Genomic DNA, 16787 nt, shown 5'->3' with positions numbered 1-16787 from the left:
ATGGGCGCCGGGCTTTGCAGGCGCGCTGGCACGCGGCTTGCGAAGAAATGCGCAGGAATTCGGGTTGTTATTGATGGCTATACGACGGTGTCGTTTGCTTCAATGAACCGAAGGTTTGCGTTTTCTGGAGGTTGTATGAGCGCATCCAAGGACCTGGTCACCGTGTCGGCTCGGGGCGGCAGCATCCCGATCGCCCGCATGCGCAGCCTCTACCGGGTCGACGACGTCGGCCGCAAGCTCGACAAGCTGCCTGACAAGGAGCACGAACACCTGCGCTCCACCTACGAGCGCATGCTGGAAAAGGGGCCCGAGCGCTTCCAGGTCAAGCCGTCGGGCCTGCCGGCGATGGACCATCTCTACGACGACCTGCCCAACTTCTCGGACGTGCTCGACGACGTGAAGCGCCAGATCGCGCTCTGCGAAGACAGCCGCGATGCACTCGAGATCACGCCGCTGCTGCTGCTCGGCCCGCCGGGTGTCGGCAAGACGCATTTCGCGCGTGAACTTTCCAAGCTGCTGGGCACCGGCATGGGCTTCATCTCGATGAGTTCGCTCACCGCAGGCTGGGTGCTCTCGGGTGCGTCGAGCCAATGGAAAGGGGCGCGCCCCGGCAAGGTCTTCGAGACACTCGTGGACGGCCAGTACGCCAACCCCGTGCTCGTGGTCGACGAGATCGACAAGGCCGGCGGCGAGCACGCCTACGACCCACTCGGCGCGCTGTACAGCCTGCTCGAGCACGACACGGCGGGAAGCTTTACCGACGAATTTGCCGAGGTGCCCATCGACGCGAGCCAGGTCATCTGGGTCGCCACCGCCAACGATGGCCGCAGCATCCCCGAGCCCATCCTCAACCGGATGAACGTGTACGAAGTGCAGGCGCCCGACCGCGACGCTGCCCGCCACATCGCCGCCAAGCTCTACCGCAGCATCCGCGCTGACCACGACTGGGGCAGCCGCTTCGCCCCCGAGCCCAGCCCCGACGTGCTCGACCGCATGAGCGAAATGGCGCCACGCGAGATGCGCCGCGCCTGGATGACGGCCTTCGGCAACGCCAAACTCGCACGACGCGACCGCGTTGAGGTGGCGGATCTGCCCGACACCGGCTTCAAGAAATCCAGCATCGGTTTCGTGCAGTAACCCCCTGCTCCAGGGGGCTGCGTTCCATCCCTCTTACAGGGGGCTGTAACGCTTTGTGTGCCGCGCGCCGCGAGGAAGCTGGCGCTGCAAAATTCCCGCTCGAAATCGGCACAGGGAAGACACAAGAATGCGAGACCGACTCAGCGACGCCATGCAAGGCGCCGTGGGGAGCGTGCTCAGTGGCCTCGACAGCGCACTGAACTCCTTGCTCGCCAGCTGGACGAGCGCACAACGCCTCTACAACCTGGAAGGCGAAGGGCAGCTGAGCGATCTGATGGTCGAGCGCTTCAGCCTCGTCGACACGGTCAGCACTCCGTTCCAGCTGCAGCTGCACACCCTGTGCGTGCACAACCGCATCCGCCTGCAAGGGCTGCTGGGCCAGCGCATCACGCTGCTGGCCACGCTGGCCGACGGCACCCGCCACCGCCGCAGCGGCCTCGTCTTCGAAGCGCGTGACGGCGGTGCCGACGGTGGCCTCGTGCGCCACGAGCTGCTGATCCAGCCCTGGCTCGCCCTGCTCGGCCACACCCGCGCGAGCCGCGTGTGGCAAGACAAGACCGTCATCCAGATCCTTGACGACGTGCTCGGCGCCGAGGCCTACCAAGCCCATGCCGCGTGGCGCTGGGGAGAGACCAGCGCCGACGGCGAGACCGAAGACCTCGCAGCCTTCCTCGCTCGCGGACCCAACGGCGGCGTGCGCTCCTACTGCGTGCAGTACCGCGAGAGCGACCTCACCTTCCTGCAGCGCCTGCTCGCCGAAGAAGGCCTGGGCTGGCGTGTCGAAGAAGCCGACGACGCACCGAGCGGTCACCGTGTCGTCTTCTTCGCCGACAGCGCGCGCTGGCCCGAGAACGCGACCTCCAAGAGCGCCGTCGGAGGTGCCGGCATCCGCTTCCACCGTTCTTCGGCCGCCGAAGAACAAGACGCCATCCAGAGCTTTGGCGGATGGCGACAGCTGAGCCCTGCGGCCAGCGCCGTGCTCCAGTGGGACTACCAAGCCAAGCGCGCCATCGCCGCCGAAGCGCCCACCGCCTACGACTACACCAGCGAGTCCCTGCGCGACATGGCCTCCTGGCTGCAGCACTACGACCCGGCAGGCGCCACCGCCGACACCGGAACGTGCAGCAGCACCGAGCTGCTGCACCGCGCCACCTGCCGACAGCAGGCCTTCGAAGCGCGCCACAAGACCTGGCTCGGCCGCAGCACCGTGCGCAGTCTGCGCGCGGGCGAGCACTTCGCGCTCACACAGAGCACGCTCGATGCCCTCTCCGAGCTGCAAGGCAAAGCCGACCGCGAGTTCTGCGTGCACAGCGTGCACGGCCTGGGCGTCAACAACCTGCCCAAGGAGCTGGGTGAGCGCCTGATGCGCAAGCCCGCCGCCGACCCTTTCGCCGAACTCGACGGCGCTCCCGCAAGCGAGTTGCTCGACACCCTGGCGCACGACCCGATGCTCGGCGAGCAGGCCGCGCAGCTCGGCTATGCCAACCGCTTCGAGGCGCTGCGACGGCTGATCCCCTGGCGCCCGCTGCCGGCCACGGCGCCCACCGCCCTCGGTGCGCAGACCGCCATCGTCGTCGGCCCGGACGGCAGCACCAGCCCCCAAGGGGCCGATGAGCTCTACACCGACGCGCTCGGCCGCATCCGGGTGCAGTTCCACTGGCAAGCCGCCCCGGGCGCCGATGCCCGCGCCGACAACCGCAGCAGCTGCTGGGTGCGCGTCGCGCAGCGCTGGGCCGGGGCCGGGATGGGGCTGCAGCACATCCCGCGCATCGGGCAGGAGGTGCTGCTCGACTTCATCGAAGGCGACATCGAGCGCCCGATCGTGCTGGGCAGCCTCTACAACGGCCGGGGCGAAGCGGGCCTGCCACCCACACCCGGTGGCGCTGCCGCCGAAGCCGACCCCAGCGCCTACACGACCAGCCACAACCACGGGCCCAGCGCGCAGGGCAACCTGATCGCCGGTGGCTCAGGCGGCCACAGCCCGGCTTGGCACGGCGGCGCCCCCGGCACAGCCACGAAGGACGCTGCCGCGCAGAACAACGCGGCGGCGCTCAGCGGCTTCAAGAGCAAGGAGTTCGGCGGCGAAGGGTTCAACCAACTCGTCTTCGACGACACACCGGGGCAGCTGCGGGTGCAGCTCGCGACCACGCAGCATGCAACGCAGCTGAACCTCGGGCACCTCATCCACCAGGCCGACAACCACCGCGGCCACTACCGCGGGCTCGGCTTCGAGCTGAGGACCGATGCCTATGGCGCGGTGCGCGCCACCAACGGGCTGTTGATCACGAGCTTCGGCACTCGCGAGGCCGACCCGGCCGGAGACAACGCCCCAGGCATGGCACTGCTCAAGCAGGCGGCCACCCTGGCCGACAGCTTCAGCAAAGCAGCCAAGACCCATCAGGCCACCGCGCTGGCGAGCGCCATCGGCACGCTCAAGGCCAATCAGAGCAGCCTGTCCGACACGCTGGGACCGATGAAGGCGTTGCACCAGTCCGCCAGCGGCATGGTGAGCAACGCCTCGCTCGACGCCGCCGTCACGGATGCGGGGAAGAAGAGCACGCAGGCGAGCGACGGCAAGCTGCCGCACACCGCAGACCCGATCGTCGCGATCACCGCCAAGGCAGGCCTCGCAACAGTGGCCGGGCAAGACATTCAGATCGCCAGTGGCGAGGCCATCAGCTGGCAGGCCGGACAGGACCTGCAACTCGCCGGCGGCCAGCAGGCACGACTGCATACCGGGCAGAGCCTGGGCATCCTCGCCGGCGCGGTGCAGGCCGGGCAAGGCGCCAAGGGCACAGGCCTCACGATGATCGCGGGCAAGGGGCCGGTGCAGATGCAGGCCCAGGCCGATCAGGCGGAGGTGGCGGCGAAGGGGCTCGTGAATGTGCAGAGTGCCAATGCGCACATCGATTGGGCGGCGGCGAAGAAGATCACGCTCACGACATCCGGAGGCGCGCAGATCGTCATTGGGTCGGAGGGCATCACGGTGCAGTGTCCGGGGCAGATCACGGTCAGGGCGGCTACGAAGAGTTTTGGAGGGCCAGCGAGTCTCAACCAAGACATGTCGGAATTTCCGAGAGGGACGCTGGTCGTTCCAATGACGCTGACTTTCGACAACGCTCCTGCCGGCGTGAAGTCCGGGTGGGCGGGCATGCCGTACAAGTTATTTGCAGATGGTGCACAGGTAAAGCAGGACGTCCTCGATGACACAGGGACTGTGCTGGTGATGCATTCGCCGACGGTTCAGGCCTATCAAGTCGAGCTGGCAAACGGCGTCCGGTATGAGATGCCGGTGGTCGACTCATATCGCAGTGCCAAGCGGGGCACGCTTGCAAACAAGGGGTTTCTGAAACACGAACCTGGCTTGGCTCCGCCGGACACCGGTGAAACGCGGACAGGCGAATCACTTCGTGAGTTCTATGAGCAGTCATTCAAGGCCTGAGACCCAACGAACCATAGTTGTCACACTCATTCGATTTCGTCCCCGTCAAGAACACCATGGCAGAAACTAGCGAAGCTTCCAGCAAACACGCGGTGCCTATTCAGCGGGGGCAGTACGCCGCAACCATTACTCCGCCGTGGTTCGTAGACAAGAGCGAATACGTGCCCAAGCTTGCATCGTTCAAGCTGCTAATCAATGGAGAGGAAGCCTTCGGCGAGGTCTACCGCGCCATCGAAGCCGCCAAGACGAGCATCAGCATCATCTGCTGGGGCTTCCAGCCCAGCATGTATTTCGTGCGTGACGGGCGAGCCCTCTGCATCGGGGCGCTGCTAGAAAAGAAAGCGCGAGAAGGCGTAATGGTGCGCGTGTTGGGCTGGGCTTGGTCTAACAAGCCGGTTACCGCGGCTAATTCCAGCAAGCTGGCCATCGGAGAGAACAACACTCCTGGCAGACGCTGGATTCCGTTCGCTGACAAGCCTGACTCCAGCAGCGACGAGCAACATCAATACGATCGCTGGTGGTACCTCAACTACGACCGTGACCCTTTGGCCATCGACGCAGCAGCCAGGTTCATCGGAGGCGATGAAAACCTGCCCCGAGACCGCCTGAGGTTCTTTAGCCGTGCTTTTGGGGTGTTGGACAGTGCCAGGATCGCCGGCACGAATTTTCTGGACAAAGGGGCTTCTGCCACCACCAAGGCCTTCGTAAGTGCGACGACCAGCCATCACCAGAAAACCGTGGTGATAGATCACGAAGACCCACAGTTGGCCCTGGCTTTCGTAATGGGCCACAACATGCTAGATGGCTATTGGGACACGACCGAACATGGCTACGCTCGCCATGCTCCCAACCGTGGGCGCAACGGTGCGACACCGTTACACGACTATTCCTCACGCGTTACCGGCACCATAGTTGGGGATGTCTTTCGCAACTTCGCAGCAGCGTGGACCCGAGAAACTGGCGAATCCCTGTCGATACCAGACTTCTCCAAGCATCAGCCGCGTGGGCAAGACCCGCGCGCGGTTTGTCAGATCCTGCGCACCCAGCCGCAGTATGGTCGGCAAGACATCATGAAGTGCTATCTGCAGGCTGTGAGCAACGCCGGTCAGTACATTCATATCGAGAACCAATACTTCCGGTGGCCTCCCCTAGCAGAGAAGATCAAGGCCAGCGCAGCCAAGATGTCTCAATGGGGGCGGAGGCCAGAGCAGCACGGGTCGCTGTACGTGTTCGTGATCACTAATTCGTCTGACGCCGGCATGGGTGTCGGCACTGTGAACACCTATCGAATGCTGGACAGCCTGGGCCGCGCCGACCGCATTCCGCAGGTGGCGCGCCAACAGCGCATGGAGTCGCTCGAGGCGCAGATCGAGGCAAATGAAGATGCAATGAAGCCGCTGCTAGACCAGCGCAAAGCGCTGGACAACGAGGCGAGGATGCTGCAAGGCATACCCAACCCTGGCCTGAACCGCCGCTACGAACCAATCAATGCGCAGCTGGCTCCGCTGGAGGTCAAGCAGCGTGAGCTCTTGGAGGCCAAGGCCAAACTTGAGGCCGATGGTGGCGGTGAGACCATCCAGGCTGTCGATGTGCCAGGCCTGAGAATGCACGTCGCCACCCTTGTTTCGCCTGACACGCCCCCCGGTAACTCGTGGCCCGAGGTCTACATACATGCCAAGCTGATGCTCATCGATGACGCTTTCATGACCCTCGGCAGCGCCAACATCAACACTCGCAGCATGCAGGCCGACAGCGAGATAAACATTGCCCATCATCGGCCGGAAATCACCGCGCCTGTGCGGCATGCGCAATGGGAGAGGTATACAGCCGGACGGGTGACGGCGGGAATGTCTCTGAACCTCGCCTTCGAACAGTGGCAGAAGCTGATGGAGCAGAACGCTGCGGCGAAGAAGTACAAGCACCGCCCGACGGCCCAGTTGTGCGAGTTCCTGCGCGCCAGTCCCGAAATCAGCAACAAGGACTGAGCTTGCTGCACTTCGCGATCCGAGCGACGCTTGCCTTTCTGTCGGGGCTGGCCCTTCTCGGGTGCCAGGCCAAGGACTCCCATATGAATGACGTCAAGGACATTCCCTCAACCATCAAGGCGCAGCTGGCGTTTACCTGCGTTCACGAGAGCGAGCGCATTCCGCCTCGCGACGCTGAAGCCGATCAGCTGTACATGCATGCCCGCTGGCTGGTCAAGGGCAACAAGCTACAACCCAAGCAGGAGGTGTTCTTCAAGATTGAGCGGTTAGTGCGCATCGCCAACGCCTACGGCCACGACAAGGCGAACATCGAACTGCGCCAACTCATCCAGTCGGGCAAGACCATCAGCGCCGACCGGCGCAAAGAGGTGCTGGACCTCACGGAGTCGCTCATCGCGCGTGGCATCCCTTCGGGCTACTACGCCATGGGCTGGTATGTGGAGCGCGGCTATGGCGTGAAAGCCGACCCGGAACTAGCACTGAAGTACTACCGGAAGTCAGCTGATCTGGGTAGCCCGGAAGGACAGTTTCTTGTGGGTGACAAGCTGGGAGATCTTGAGCATGGGCGGCAGATTGCCGATATCGGAATGGCCATGTGGCGCTGTGCGGCGGATCAACGGCATGCTGAAGCAGCAGGACGCTACGCGATCCATCTGCAGCTTGAGCGGCAACACACCGACGCAATGCGCTACTACCAGATCGCCGCAGCTGTCGGTCGATCAGTGTCGGCCTCTTCGCTTGCCGATGCATTTTCGGTTCGAGACCACGCCGATCCAAATTTTGGCCTTGGCCAAGCCGTCGATGCCGAGCGGGAGCGTCGATATCGGGCGATCGCGGATTTCTTGCATCGCTACGACTACCTCAATGCCGCGGTTCCCGAGATTGACAACATTGTTCCGCTACCTCCTGCACCGCTACCTGCCTGGGATGGGAAATTCAAGTGGCTTGAGGCGTTCGAGGCAAACATTCCTCCGCCACTGCCCACTGAAGAGCGAATCGCCGAAATGGCCCACGCCAAGGGCCTAGATCCGAAGACCGGTCGGCCGTTGAGCAAGTAGGTTGCTTTCTGCGTACGGGCCAGCAGCGGTGCTCGGCCACGGCTTTATGAGTCGCTAGGGCCGCCCGGCCTTTTCTGAACAGAGCCAGGAGGGAGACTCTGCGAGTGAGGTGCTCCTCTCACGCAGGTAGTTCGGATCTGAGACCCACCAGAGAGCGAAACCAACGAAACACGCGCAAGCTGTCGCTGAAACAGCACTGCATCAAGCTCCGATCAACATGCGGCCTCCGATTCACAAGGGCTTTGTCCCACGAACCAGGAGATCCCATGACCCCCACCCAGATCGCACACATACGCCGCAGCTTCACCCTCATCGAACCCATCGCCCAGCAAGCCGCCGCGCTCTTCTACGACAACCTCTTCACCGCCGATCCTCAACTACGGCGCCTCTTCCAGGGCAACATGGCGCAGCAAGGTGCGCGGCTGATGAACATGATTGCGACGGCGGTTGATCTGCTGGAAGCACCCGATGCGCTCATCCCCGCGCTGCGCAAGCTTGGTAGCCGCCACGTCAACTACGGCGTCAAAGATGAGCACTACGCCACCGTCGGTGCGGCGCTGCTGAAGACGCTGAGGCAAGGTCTCGGTGAGGCCTACACCGATGACGTGCACGCGGCCTGGGTGGCACTGTATGGCGTCGTCAGCACCACCATGATGGAAGCGTCGCGCACCGCGACGGAAGCGCAAGCCGCTTAATCGCAACGGGGCCTGCCGGCCCTACTCCACCAGCTTGGCGACGGCGGCGAGCAGGTCGCCTTTGGAGAAGGGCTTGTCCAAGCCCGCGCAACGCGCCTTGCGCAGGAACTCGCGCGCTCCCGGCGACAGGGTGTCGCCGGTGACGAAGAGCATGCGGCGCGACAGGCGTGGGTGGTGCTGGTCGACCTCTCGCCAGAGCGTCGCCCCATCCATGTCCGGCATGCGCAGGTCGGAGACGATCGCGTCGAAGCGCGCCGTCTCGAGCAGCGCCAGCGCCACCTCGCCGGACTCGGCCGTGGCCACCTCGTAGCCCGCGGCTTCGAGGATGTCACGCATCAGCTCGGTGATCTCCGACTCGTCGTCGACCACGAGCACCCGTGTCTGCAAGGCGGCATCCGTCGCCTGCAGCGGCACCGGCGCCGACTCGTGCACCGGCTCGCCGCTGATCGGCAGGTTCAGCCGGAAACTGGCGCCTCCGTGATGCGAGGTGGGTTCGAGCGTGAGGTCGCCGCCGTGGTCACGCGCCAGCGAGCGTGACATCGCCAGGCCCAAGCCGGTGCCGATGCCTTCGGGTTTGGTGGTGAAGAACGGCTCGAACAATTTGCCGCGCAACTCGGCCGGCACGCCGGGCCCGTTGTCTGACACGCGCAGCCACACGCGCGGCTCGCGGTTCTCGCGCCGCGCTTCGACACCCGTCTCCACCAGCACGCGCCGCTCGCCTTCGCACGCGGCGAGCGCCTGCTGCGCATTCACGAGCAGGTTCAACACGATCTGGCCGACCTGGTCGCCGTCGGCCTTCACGCTCGGCAACTCGTCGGCCAGTTGCAGCCGCATCTCCACGCCGTGGCTGCGGTAGCTGTAGTTCAGCATCTCGGCCGCCGCCCGCGTGAGGTCGTTGAGCGACACGTTCTCGCGCGTCGCCGGCTTGCTGCGCGCCATGTTGAGGAAGGTGCGCACGATGCGGCCGCAGCGCTCAGCAGCTTCGCGGATGCGTTGCACGTCGGCCAGCAGCGCCGGGTCGTCGCACTTCTCTTCGAGCAGGCTGGCACGGCCCATCACGATGGCGAGCGGGTTGTTCAGCTCGTGGGCCACGCCTGCGAGCAGGCTGCCCATCGCGCTCAGCTTTTCGCTCTGGCGCAGCGCGTCGCGCTGGCGCTCGATCTGCTGCGCGGCGCTGTGCCGCTCGGTCACGTCGACGAGCGAGGCGGTGTAGTAGCCGGTGCCGCCAACAGTCGTGCGCCACAGCACCATCTCGATGGGGAACTCGCTGCCGTCGGCGCGCAGCGCATGCATCTCCATGCGCTTGCCGAGCACGCGCGGGGCGCCACCGTTTTCCATACGGCGGATGCCCGCCTCGTGCGCCGAACGGTAGCGCTCGGGCATGATGACTTCGCTCACCAGGCGCCCCATCACGTCGGCGCGCAGCCGGCCGAACATGGCCTCGGCCGCCGGGTTGAACTCGACGATGCGGCCTTCACCATCGGTCGAGATCAGCGCTGCCAGCGCGTGGTCGACGATGGCGGCCTTGAGCGCCTCGCTCGCCTGCAGCTGACCGATCTGCTCGGCGAGCTCTTCTTCGCGCAACTTGAGCTCGGTGTGGTCGCGGCCGAAGACGATGATGGCCTGCACGTCACGGCCATCGGACGCAAACGGCACCATCGTTTCCTGCAGGAAGCGGCGGCCATGCGTGGGGTACTCGACCCAGCCCTGCCAGCGCAGCGATTCACCGCTGAAGAGTCGCTCCGCCCACGGAAGGTAGCCGGCGTAGGCCGTGTCGCCCAGCACCTTGGACAGGTGCTGGCCCATCACCTGCTCGGGCGGCAGGCCGTAGAAAGCGAGGGCTTCGCGATTGGCGTAGAGGAAGCAGTGGTCACGCCCGACCACCGCCACACGCGCGGTGATGTTGTCGAGCAAGGCGCCCATCAGCTCGGGCGCAAGCGGCGGGAGTGCGGATCGTTCCAGTCCCCAATGAGACTGGCCCGTCCAAGCAAACTCCCGCTCGAGTTTTTTCATCCGCCGGCCGGCACGAACACGTAGCCCACGTTGCGCACGGTCTTCAGGACTTCCGGCTTGTCGGGGTTGGTTTCGATCTTGCGGCGCAGGCGCATCACGCGCAGGTCGATGGAGCGGTCGAACACGTCCCAGCCGCGGTTGTGGGCCTGCTCCATGATCTGGTCGCGGTTGAGCGGGCGGTTGGGGTTGCGGGCGAAGAGCGCGAGCAGGTCGAACTCGGCGGCGCTGATGTCGATCTCCTGGCCGTCGGCACCGAAGAGGCGGCGCTCGTCGAGGTCGAGCTGGCAGGCACCGAAGCGCACACACCGGCTGGCCTGCGACTCGGCTGCCGCGGCGGCGGCGGCAGCCACCACGCCTTGCGAGAGCTTGAGCCGCCGCAGCACCGCGCGGCAGCGTGCGAGCAGCTCGCGCATCTCGAAGGGCTTGGGCATGTAGTCGTCGGCGCCGAGTTCCAGGCCGACCACGCGGTCGACCGACTCGCCTGCCGTGGTGAGCATCACCAGGCCCACGCTCGGGTGCGCATCGCGCAGCCAGCGCGCGAGCGAGAGGCCGTTTTCGCCAGGCATGTTGACGTCGAGGATGGCCAGGTCGGGCGCCGCTTCGGCAATCGCCTGGCGTGCGGCGAGCGCATCGGCGGCGGCACGCACCGTGAAGCCGTGGCGGCCAAAGTATTCCCCGAGCAGCGAGCGCAACTCGGGCTCGTCATCCACCACCAGCACGCTGGTGGCCACGCTCGCATCGCCCTCGGTCATGGGTCGTGCTCCCCTGTGCTGTGACAGGGCCGGATCATATCGGCCGCGCTCGGCGCTGGCATGCGTGCCGGCACCGGCCTGGCCGGCCGTGGCCAGCACGGCGGCGAGCCACTGGCGCGTGGGCAAGGCGCTCACGGCCGCACTCACGCGGCGAGCGGCTGCAGCAGGTCTTCGGCAAAGGCCTCGCTGCGGAACACCACCGGCCGCGTCTCGGCGAAATCGGGGCGGCGCGGGCGGTCGTTCGCCGCACGCAGGGCGACGGCCTTGTCGAACTCGGTGGCCGGGGCGGCGGTGCGGTGGAAGATGCGGTGCAGCGTCTGGGCAACGAGTTCGGTCATGGCAGGCTCCTGAAGGTTCTGGCGAGGTGTTGACCGTGACTGTGGCAAGCCCGCGTGTCGCGTGCATTTCACGACGGTGGCGGCCGTGTTTCGTTTGTTTCACCGGGCTGAACTTATGATCCCCCGCATGCCCGTCACCCTCGCCGGCCAGCTGGTCGTCGCCATTTCCTCGCGTGCCTTGTTCGACTTCGAGGAAGAGAACCGCCTCTTCGAAGCGCAGGACGACCGCGCCTACATGCAGCTCCAGCTCGAACGCGTGGGCGTGCCCGCCAAGCCGGGCGTCGCGTTCTCGCTCGTGCACAAGCTGCTGGCCTTCAACGCCAAGTCGCCGGCGGTCGAGGTGGTGATCCTGTCGCGCAACGACCCGGTCTCGGGCATGCGCGTCTTCCGCTCGGCCAAGCACTACGGGCTGCCGATCCAGCGCGGCGTGTTCACCCGCGGCGAATCGCCCTGGCGCTACCTCAAGCCGCTCAACGCGCACCTCTTCCTCTCGACCAACGAGGCCGACGTGCGCTCGGCCCTCGGTGCCGGCGTGCCGGCCGCCCGCGTCTACCCGCACTCGGCGCGTGCATCGGATGCCCACCCGAACGAAGTGCGCATCGCCTTCGACGGCGACGCAGTGCTCTTCTCCGACGAGTCCGAGCGTGTCTTCCAGCAGGCCGGGCTCGACGCCTTCCAGGCCCACGAGCGCGACCGCGCCAACCTGCCGCTCGCCGCCGGCCCCTTCAAGCCGCTGCTCGAAGCGCTGAAGACCCTGCAAAACCAGGAGTCGGCCGCCATGCGCCTGCGCACTGCGCTCGTCACCGCGCGCAGCGCGCCGGCCCACGAGCGCGCGATCCGCACGCTGATGGAGTGGGACATCGACATCGACGAGGCCATGTTCCTCGGCGGCCTGCCCAAGGGTGCCTTCCTGCGCGAGTTCGAGCCCGACTTCTTCTTCGACGACCAGACCGGCCACATCGAGAACGCCCTGCCCCACGTGCCCTCGGGCCACGTGGCGGCCGGTGTCACGAACCTCTTGGCGACAAAGCCCTAAGCCAGCCGAGGCCGGCCGTGGTGCCGGCACGCGGCCGGTATTCGCAGCCCACGTGGCCGGTGTAGCCGAGCGCATCGATCAGCTCGAAGAGATACGCGTAGTTCACCTCGCCTGCATCGGGCTCGCCCCGGTCGGGCACGCCGGCGACCTGCAGGTGGCCCACACGCCCCGTCGGCAGGTATTGGCGCAACTTCGCCGACAGGTCGCCTTCGACGATCTGGCAGTGGTAGAGGTCCATCTGCACCTGCAGGTTGGGCGCGCCCACTTCGTCGACGATCGCGTGCGCGTGGTCTTGCCGGTTGAGGAAGTAACCCGGCATGTCGCGCCGGTTGATCGGCTCGATCAACAGGTTCACCCCCGCATCGGCCGCGCGTTGCGCCGCCCACGCGAGGTTGCGCACATAGAGCGCCTGCAGCGGCGCACGCTCGGCCCCGGCGGGCAAGAGGCCGGCCAGCACGTGCACGCGCGGGCACTGCAAGGCGGCGGCGTACTCCAGCGCCTGCTCGATCGCGCGCCGGAACTCGGCCTCGCGCCCCGGCACGCAGGCGATGCCGCGGTCGCCCGCCGCCCAGTCGCCCGGTGGCGCGTTGAAGAGCGCCTGCTGCAGCCCGTGCTCGCGCAGGTGCTCGGCAAGCAGTGCCGGCGTGTGCTCGTAGGGAAAGAGGTACTCCACCGCCGCGAAGCCGTCTTTGCGCGCAGCGGCAAAGCGGTCGAGGAACGCATGCTCCCCATACAGGAAGCTGAGGTTGGCGGCAAAACGGGGCATGGCCGGCACCTTATCAGGTGAAGAGACGGCAGGAGGGTGTTCTGTCTTGCGCACCAGGCCGCGCGAAGCGCTTCGGTATAACGGCCAGCTCACACCAATACCAAGAAGGCACGACACATGAACTACCGCCGTCTGGGCCGCAGCGGCCTGCAGCTGAGCGAGTTGTCCCTGGGCTCCTGGGTCACCTACGCCAACCAGGTCGACATCGACGCCGCCAAGGAAATGATGGCCGCCGCCTATGACGCCGGCGTCAACTTCTTCGACAACGCCGAGGCCTATGCCCTCGGCCAGAGCGAGGTGGTGATGGGCGAGGCGCTGAAGGCCCTGAAGTGGCCGCGCCTCAACTACGTGGTGTCGACCAAGTTCTACCTCGGCCTCGCGTCGCCGAAGGACCGCATGGCCCTGAACGGCCGCGCCACCCTCAACCGCAAGTACCTGATGCAGGCCATCGACGGCTCGCTCAAGCGCCTGCAGCTCGACTTCGTCGACCTCGTCTTCTGCCACCGACCCGACCCCGGCACGCCGATCGAAGAAACCGTGTGGGCCATGCACGACATGATCAGCCAAGGCAAGGCGCTCTACTGGGGCACGAGCGAGTGGAGCGCAGGCGACATCCGTGCCGCCTACGAGATCGCCGAGCGCCACCACCTGCACAAGCCGGTGATGGAGCAGCCGCAGTACCACCTCTTCCACCGCAAGCGCGTCGAGAAGCAGTACCTGCGCCTCTATGACGACATGGGCCTGGGCCTCACCACCTGGAGCCCGCTCGCAAGCGGCCTGCTCACCGGCAAATACAAGCAAGGCGTGCCCGACGACAGCCGCGGCGCGCGGCGCGACATGGCCTTCCTGGTCGAAGGCCTCACGCACGAAGCGAAAAACGCTGCGGTAGCGAAGCTCGAACCCGTGGCCGCCGATCTCGGCTGCAGCCTGGCGCAGCTCGCCATCGCCTGGGCCGCGAAGAACCCGCGTGTGAGCACCGTCATCACCGGCGCGTCGAAGCTGAGCCAGCTGCAGAGCAACCTGGCGGCGGCCGACGTCATCCCGAAGCTCACGCCCGAGGTGCTCCAGCGCATCGACGAGATCACCCTCAAGCTCGCCGACTGACGCAGGTCAGTCGGATTCCAACTTGCGCACAGGGCCTCCAGCGCATCCCTCGCGCCCGGGTCCAGAATGCAGTGCTGCACTGCATGAATCTCGACATCCAAACCATCCTCGTGGTGCTGCTGGCCAACGTGTGGGCCACGGCCCTCGCGTTGCCCCTGCTGATGGGCTGGCAGGTGAGCAGCGCTGCCCGGCTGTTCCAAGGCAGCATGGTGCTGCAGGGCATGAGCTGGGCGGTCTTCCTCATCGCACCCAAGCTGCACGACCGCGCGCTCACGTCGGTCGCGCTGGGCCTCCTGGCGCTGAGCTTCGCGATGCTGTGGTCGGCCCTGCAGCACTGGCTCGGCCCACGCCCCGGGCAGCGGCTCATGTGGGCGCTCGTGGCGGCCATCCCGGCCGTCTACTTCCTCACCTACCCGAGCTACCCGGTCCGCGTGGGCACCTCCAACGCGCTCTACGCGCTGCAGATGCTGACGATCTGCGTGGCGCTCGCCTGGCCCGCAGCGCACATCGGCCGCCGCTGGCGCGGCCTGGTGCTCGCAAGCTTCGCGGCGCTCATGGTCGTGACGCTCTGGCGTGGTGTGCTCGGCGCCTTCTTCACCGACGCCTACCCCTTCTACCGGGCCACGCACCCGGTCAACGTGGCCGCGGTCTTCTTCAACCATGTGGCGCTCTCGCTGTGCACGCTGGGCCTGCTGGCCGCCTGGCGCGAAGAAGCCGAGCGTGAGCTGCGTCGCCAGGCACAGACCGACGGGCTCACCGGCCTGCTCAACCGCCAGGCTTTCCTCGAGCGGGCGCACACCTTGCTCGCCCACGCCGTGCGCTACGACGAGCCCCTGACACTTTTGATGCTCGACATCGACTACTTCAAGCGCATCAACGACCGGCACGGCCACGCAGCCGGCGACGCGGCGCTGCAGACGGTCTCGCAAGGCCTGCGCGCCTGCACCCGTGGGGGCGACCTGGTCTGCCGTTACGGCGGTGAAGAGTTCTGCGTGCTGATGTCACGCGCGAGCGCCGCCGACGCACTGCGGTTCGACGAGCGCCTGCGCGGCTGGCTCGTCAAGTTCGCCCGCGACACCGGCAGCGAGCTCATCGACTACAGCGCCGGCATCGCCGTGCGCCAGCCCGACGACCACACGATGGACGCCCTGCTGCTGCGCGCCGATGCCGCGCTCTACCAGGCCAAGGCCGCCGGCCGCGGCCGCCTGGCGGGCAACACCGATGGCGAGCAGAAGGAGCTGAGCTTCGACCTCGCGATGTGAGGCGCCGTCAGGGCGCGCCCCAGCCCAGCAGCTCGGCCAGGCGGCGCAGCACCCACTGCGCCTCGGCCTCGTTGACGCCGGCCTGCCCGCCCGCCAGACCTTGCCCGACGCGCTCCAGCACATCCGACTCGGCCACCCCCAGCTGCCAGAGCTTCGTGCTCGCCGTCTCGGTGAGCATGTTGGCCAGATCCTCGCAGTACTCGTAGCGCTCGCGGATCTCGCGAAACGACGCCGTGGGCTTGAGGCGCCCTTCGGGCACGAAGAGCGCGATGAACGAGGGCGGGATCTCGATCTGGTACTCGTCGGACATCAGCCGGCGGCGGCCTCGCGGGGCCGCTCGTTGAACTGCCAGATGCGCCCGCCGTCGACCACCAGGTCGTGGCAGTTGACGAAGCTGCCTTCGTCGCTGGCGAGGAAGAGCGCCGCGTTGGCGATGTCGTCGGCCAGGCCGGCGCGCGGCGTGGGCGTGGCGTGTGCCAGGTTCTGCTGCAGCTTGGCCAGGCGCTTGGCGTTCACTTCCTCGCTGGCGGTCGAGGCGCCACCCCAGAAGATGGGCGTGGCAATCGCCCCGGGCGAGATCGAGTTCACGCGGATGTTGTCCGGCCCGAGCTGCACGCCCATCAATCGCGTGAGGTGGCTCACCGCCGCCTTGGCGCTGGAATACAGCATCGCGCCTTGCGCCAGCCGGTGCGCGGCAATGCTGGAGTTGTTGATGATGCTGCCGCCGCCCTGCCCCTTCATCACCCGCGCGGCATGCTTGATGCCGAAGAGCGCGCTGCCGAAGAGCAGCTTCATCGCGTAGTCGACCTGCGCTTCGGTCACGTCGTCGAGCGTGCCCGGGGTGTTGCCACCGGCGTTGTTGAACATGCAGTCGAGTCGGCCGAAGCGCTGCACGGCGGTGTCGACCAGGGCGGCGATGTCGGCCTCGCGCATCACGTCGGCCGCCTTGAAAAGTGCCCGCTCACCCAGCTCCTTCGCCAGCGCCTCGCCGCGCTCCACGCTGCGCCCGGCGATCACCACCGAAGCGCCTTCGGCCGCGAACTTGCGCGCCGTCGCTTCGCCGATGCCGCTGGTCGCGCCCGTGATCACCGCCACCTTGCCCTGCAGTCTGCTGCCCATGAAAACCGTCTCCGTCTGTGTGTGCAAACCGCAGAGCCTAGTGCAAACCAGCGAGGGGCAGCGGCAGCATTTCACGGCCC

14 protein-coding genes are annotated in these 16787 nt (G+C 66.5%); 8 read left to right on the top strand and 6 right to left on the bottom strand.

Annotation, left to right across the window (positions count from 1 at the left end; all coding sequences use genetic code 11):
* Window positions 1-135 precede the first annotated feature (135 nt).
* The 5 genes from RXV79_RS04205 to RXV79_RS04185 all read left to right on the top strand — a co-directional run bounded on the left by RXV79_RS04205 (window position 136) and on the right by RXV79_RS04185 (window position 8317).
* Complete coding sequence (locus RXV79_RS04205) at window positions 136-1137, top strand: AAA family ATPase (protein ID WP_316702221.1); 1002 nt, start codon at window positions 136-138, stop codon at window positions 1135-1137.
* A gap of 127 nt (window positions 1138-1264) precedes the next feature.
* Window positions 1265-4579 carry a type VI secretion system Vgr family protein gene (locus RXV79_RS04200; RefSeq protein WP_316702220.1) on the top strand — a complete coding sequence of 1105 codons (3315 nt, stop codon included), beginning with the start codon at window positions 1265-1267 and terminating at the stop codon, window positions 4577-4579.
* A gap of 17 nt (window positions 4580-4596) precedes the next feature.
* Window positions 4597-6564 carry a phospholipase D-like domain-containing protein gene (locus RXV79_RS04195; RefSeq protein ID WP_316702219.1) on the top strand — a complete coding sequence of 656 codons (1968 nt, stop codon included), beginning with the start codon at window positions 4597-4599 and terminating at the stop codon, window positions 6562-6564.
* Between the two features lie 83 nt (window positions 6565-6647).
* Window positions 6648-7622, top strand: a complete 975-nt coding sequence (locus RXV79_RS04190; protein WP_316702218.1) for an SEL1-like repeat protein — start codon at window positions 6648-6650, stop codon at window positions 7620-7622.
* 266 nt (window positions 7623-7888) lie between these two features.
* On the top strand, window positions 7889-8317 hold the full coding sequence (locus RXV79_RS04185; RefSeq protein ID WP_316702217.1) for a globin family protein: 429 nt from the start codon (window positions 7889-7891) through the stop codon (window positions 8315-8317).
* A gap of 21 nt (window positions 8318-8338) precedes the next feature.
* Here RXV79_RS04185 and RXV79_RS04180 read toward each other — a convergent pair whose 3' ends face one another.
* The 3 genes from RXV79_RS04180 to RXV79_RS04170 all read right to left on the bottom strand — a co-directional run bounded on the left by RXV79_RS04180 (window position 8339) and on the right by RXV79_RS04170 (window position 11420).
* Window positions 8339-10240, bottom strand: coding sequence for a hybrid sensor histidine kinase/response regulator (locus RXV79_RS04180; RefSeq protein ID WP_316702216.1), 1902 nt, complete (start codon window positions 10238-10240; stop codon window positions 8339-8341).
* Between the two features lie 86 nt (window positions 10241-10326).
* On the bottom strand, window positions 10327-11217 hold the full coding sequence (locus tag RXV79_RS04175; RefSeq protein ID WP_316702215.1) for a response regulator: 891 nt from the start codon (window positions 11215-11217) through the stop codon (window positions 10327-10329).
* Window positions 11218-11225: 8 nt separating this feature from the next.
* Window positions 11226-11420, bottom strand: coding sequence for a hypothetical protein (locus RXV79_RS04170; protein ID WP_316702214.1), 195 nt, complete (start codon window positions 11418-11420; stop codon window positions 11226-11228).
* 127 nt (window positions 11421-11547) lie between these two features.
* Here RXV79_RS04170 and RXV79_RS04165 point away from each other — a divergent pair, with 127 nt between their 5' ends.
* A complete protein-coding gene (locus RXV79_RS04165) occupies window positions 11548-12456 on the top strand; it encodes a 5'-nucleotidase (protein WP_316702213.1) in 909 nt (302 codons plus the stop codon).
* Here the strand turns inward: RXV79_RS04165 and otnI are convergent.
* On the bottom strand, window positions 12428-13222 hold the full coding sequence (otnI, locus tag RXV79_RS04160; RefSeq protein ID WP_316702212.1) for a 2-oxo-tetronate isomerase: 795 nt from the start codon (window positions 13220-13222) through the stop codon (window positions 12428-12430). The two genes, RXV79_RS04165 and otnI, sit on opposite strands and share 29 nt — an antisense overlap.
* A gap of 117 nt (window positions 13223-13339) precedes the next feature.
* Here otnI and RXV79_RS04155 point away from each other — a divergent pair, with 117 nt between their 5' ends.
* Together RXV79_RS04155 and RXV79_RS04150 are read left to right on the top strand one after the other, a co-directional pair.
* Window positions 13340-14326 carry a potassium channel beta subunit family protein gene (locus RXV79_RS04155; protein WP_316702211.1) on the top strand — a complete coding sequence of 329 codons (987 nt, stop codon included), beginning with the start codon at window positions 13340-13342 and terminating at the stop codon, window positions 14324-14326.
* 83 nt (window positions 14327-14409) lie between these two features.
* Window positions 14410-15588 (top strand): GGDEF domain-containing protein, encoded by a 1179-nt coding sequence (locus RXV79_RS04150; protein ID WP_316702210.1) that lies wholly within the window; start codon window positions 14410-14412, stop codon window positions 15586-15588.
* A gap of 7 nt (window positions 15589-15595) precedes the next feature.
* On the opposite strand, the gene RXV79_RS04145 is transcribed toward RXV79_RS04150, so the two are convergent.
* The gene (locus RXV79_RS04145; RefSeq protein WP_316702209.1) at window positions 15596-15898 is read right to left on the bottom strand and encodes an ATPase with chaperone activity; all 303 of its coding nucleotides are present in this window, start codon (window positions 15896-15898) and stop codon (window positions 15596-15598) included.
* Window positions 15898-16707 carry an SDR family NAD(P)-dependent oxidoreductase gene (locus RXV79_RS04140; protein ID WP_316702208.1) on the bottom strand — a complete coding sequence of 270 codons (810 nt, stop codon included), beginning with the start codon at window positions 16705-16707 and terminating at the stop codon, window positions 15898-15900. The genes RXV79_RS04145 and RXV79_RS04140 overlap by 1 nt, the downstream gene beginning before the upstream one ends.
* Window positions 16708-16787: the final 80 nt, after the last annotated feature.

Source organism: Piscinibacter gummiphilus, from assembly GCF_032681285.1.
Lineage (GTDB): Bacteria > Pseudomonadota > Gammaproteobacteria > Burkholderiales > Burkholderiaceae_C > Rhizobacter > Rhizobacter gummiphilus_A.
This window is presented reverse-complemented; position numbering and strand designations above follow the sequence as displayed.

Excerpts from the sequence above, each read along its gene's own strand:
- RXV79_RS04180 (WP_316702216.1), bottom strand. The coding sequence starts at position 10,240 with ATGGGCGCCTTGCTCGACAACATCACCGCGCGTGTGGCGGTGGTCGGG.
- RXV79_RS04150 (WP_316702210.1), top strand. The coding sequence starts at position 14,410 with ATGAATCTCGACATCCAAACCATCCTCGTGGTGCTGCTGGCCAACGTG.
- RXV79_RS04165 (WP_316702213.1), top strand. The coding sequence starts at position 11,548 with ATGCCCGTCACCCTCGCCGGCCAGCTGGTCGTCGCCATTTCCTCGCGT.
- RXV79_RS04145 (WP_316702209.1), bottom strand. The coding sequence starts at position 15,898 with ATGTCCGACGAGTACCAGATCGAGATCCCGCCCTCGTTCATCGCGCTC.
- otnI (WP_316702212.1), bottom strand. The coding sequence starts at position 13,222 with ATGCCCCGTTTTGCCGCCAACCTCAGCTTCCTGTATGGGGAGCATGCG.
- RXV79_RS04170 (WP_316702214.1), bottom strand. The coding sequence starts at position 11,420 with ATGACCGAACTCGTTGCCCAGACGCTGCACCGCATCTTCCACCGCACC.
- RXV79_RS04200 (WP_316702220.1), top strand. The coding sequence starts at position 1,265 with ATGCGAGACCGACTCAGCGACGCCATGCAAGGCGCCGTGGGGAGCGTG.
- RXV79_RS04205 (WP_316702221.1), top strand. The coding sequence starts at position 136 with ATGAGCGCATCCAAGGACCTGGTCACCGTGTCGGCTCGGGGCGGCAGC.
- RXV79_RS04185 (WP_316702217.1), top strand. The coding sequence starts at position 7,889 with ATGACCCCCACCCAGATCGCACACATACGCCGCAGCTTCACCCTCATC.
- RXV79_RS04190 (WP_316702218.1), top strand. The coding sequence starts at position 6,648 with ATGAATGACGTCAAGGACATTCCCTCAACCATCAAGGCGCAGCTGGCG.
- RXV79_RS04140 (WP_316702208.1), bottom strand. The coding sequence starts at position 16,707 with ATGGGCAGCAGACTGCAGGGCAAGGTGGCGGTGATCACGGGCGCGACC.
- RXV79_RS04155 (WP_316702211.1), top strand. The coding sequence starts at position 13,340 with ATGAACTACCGCCGTCTGGGCCGCAGCGGCCTGCAGCTGAGCGAGTTG.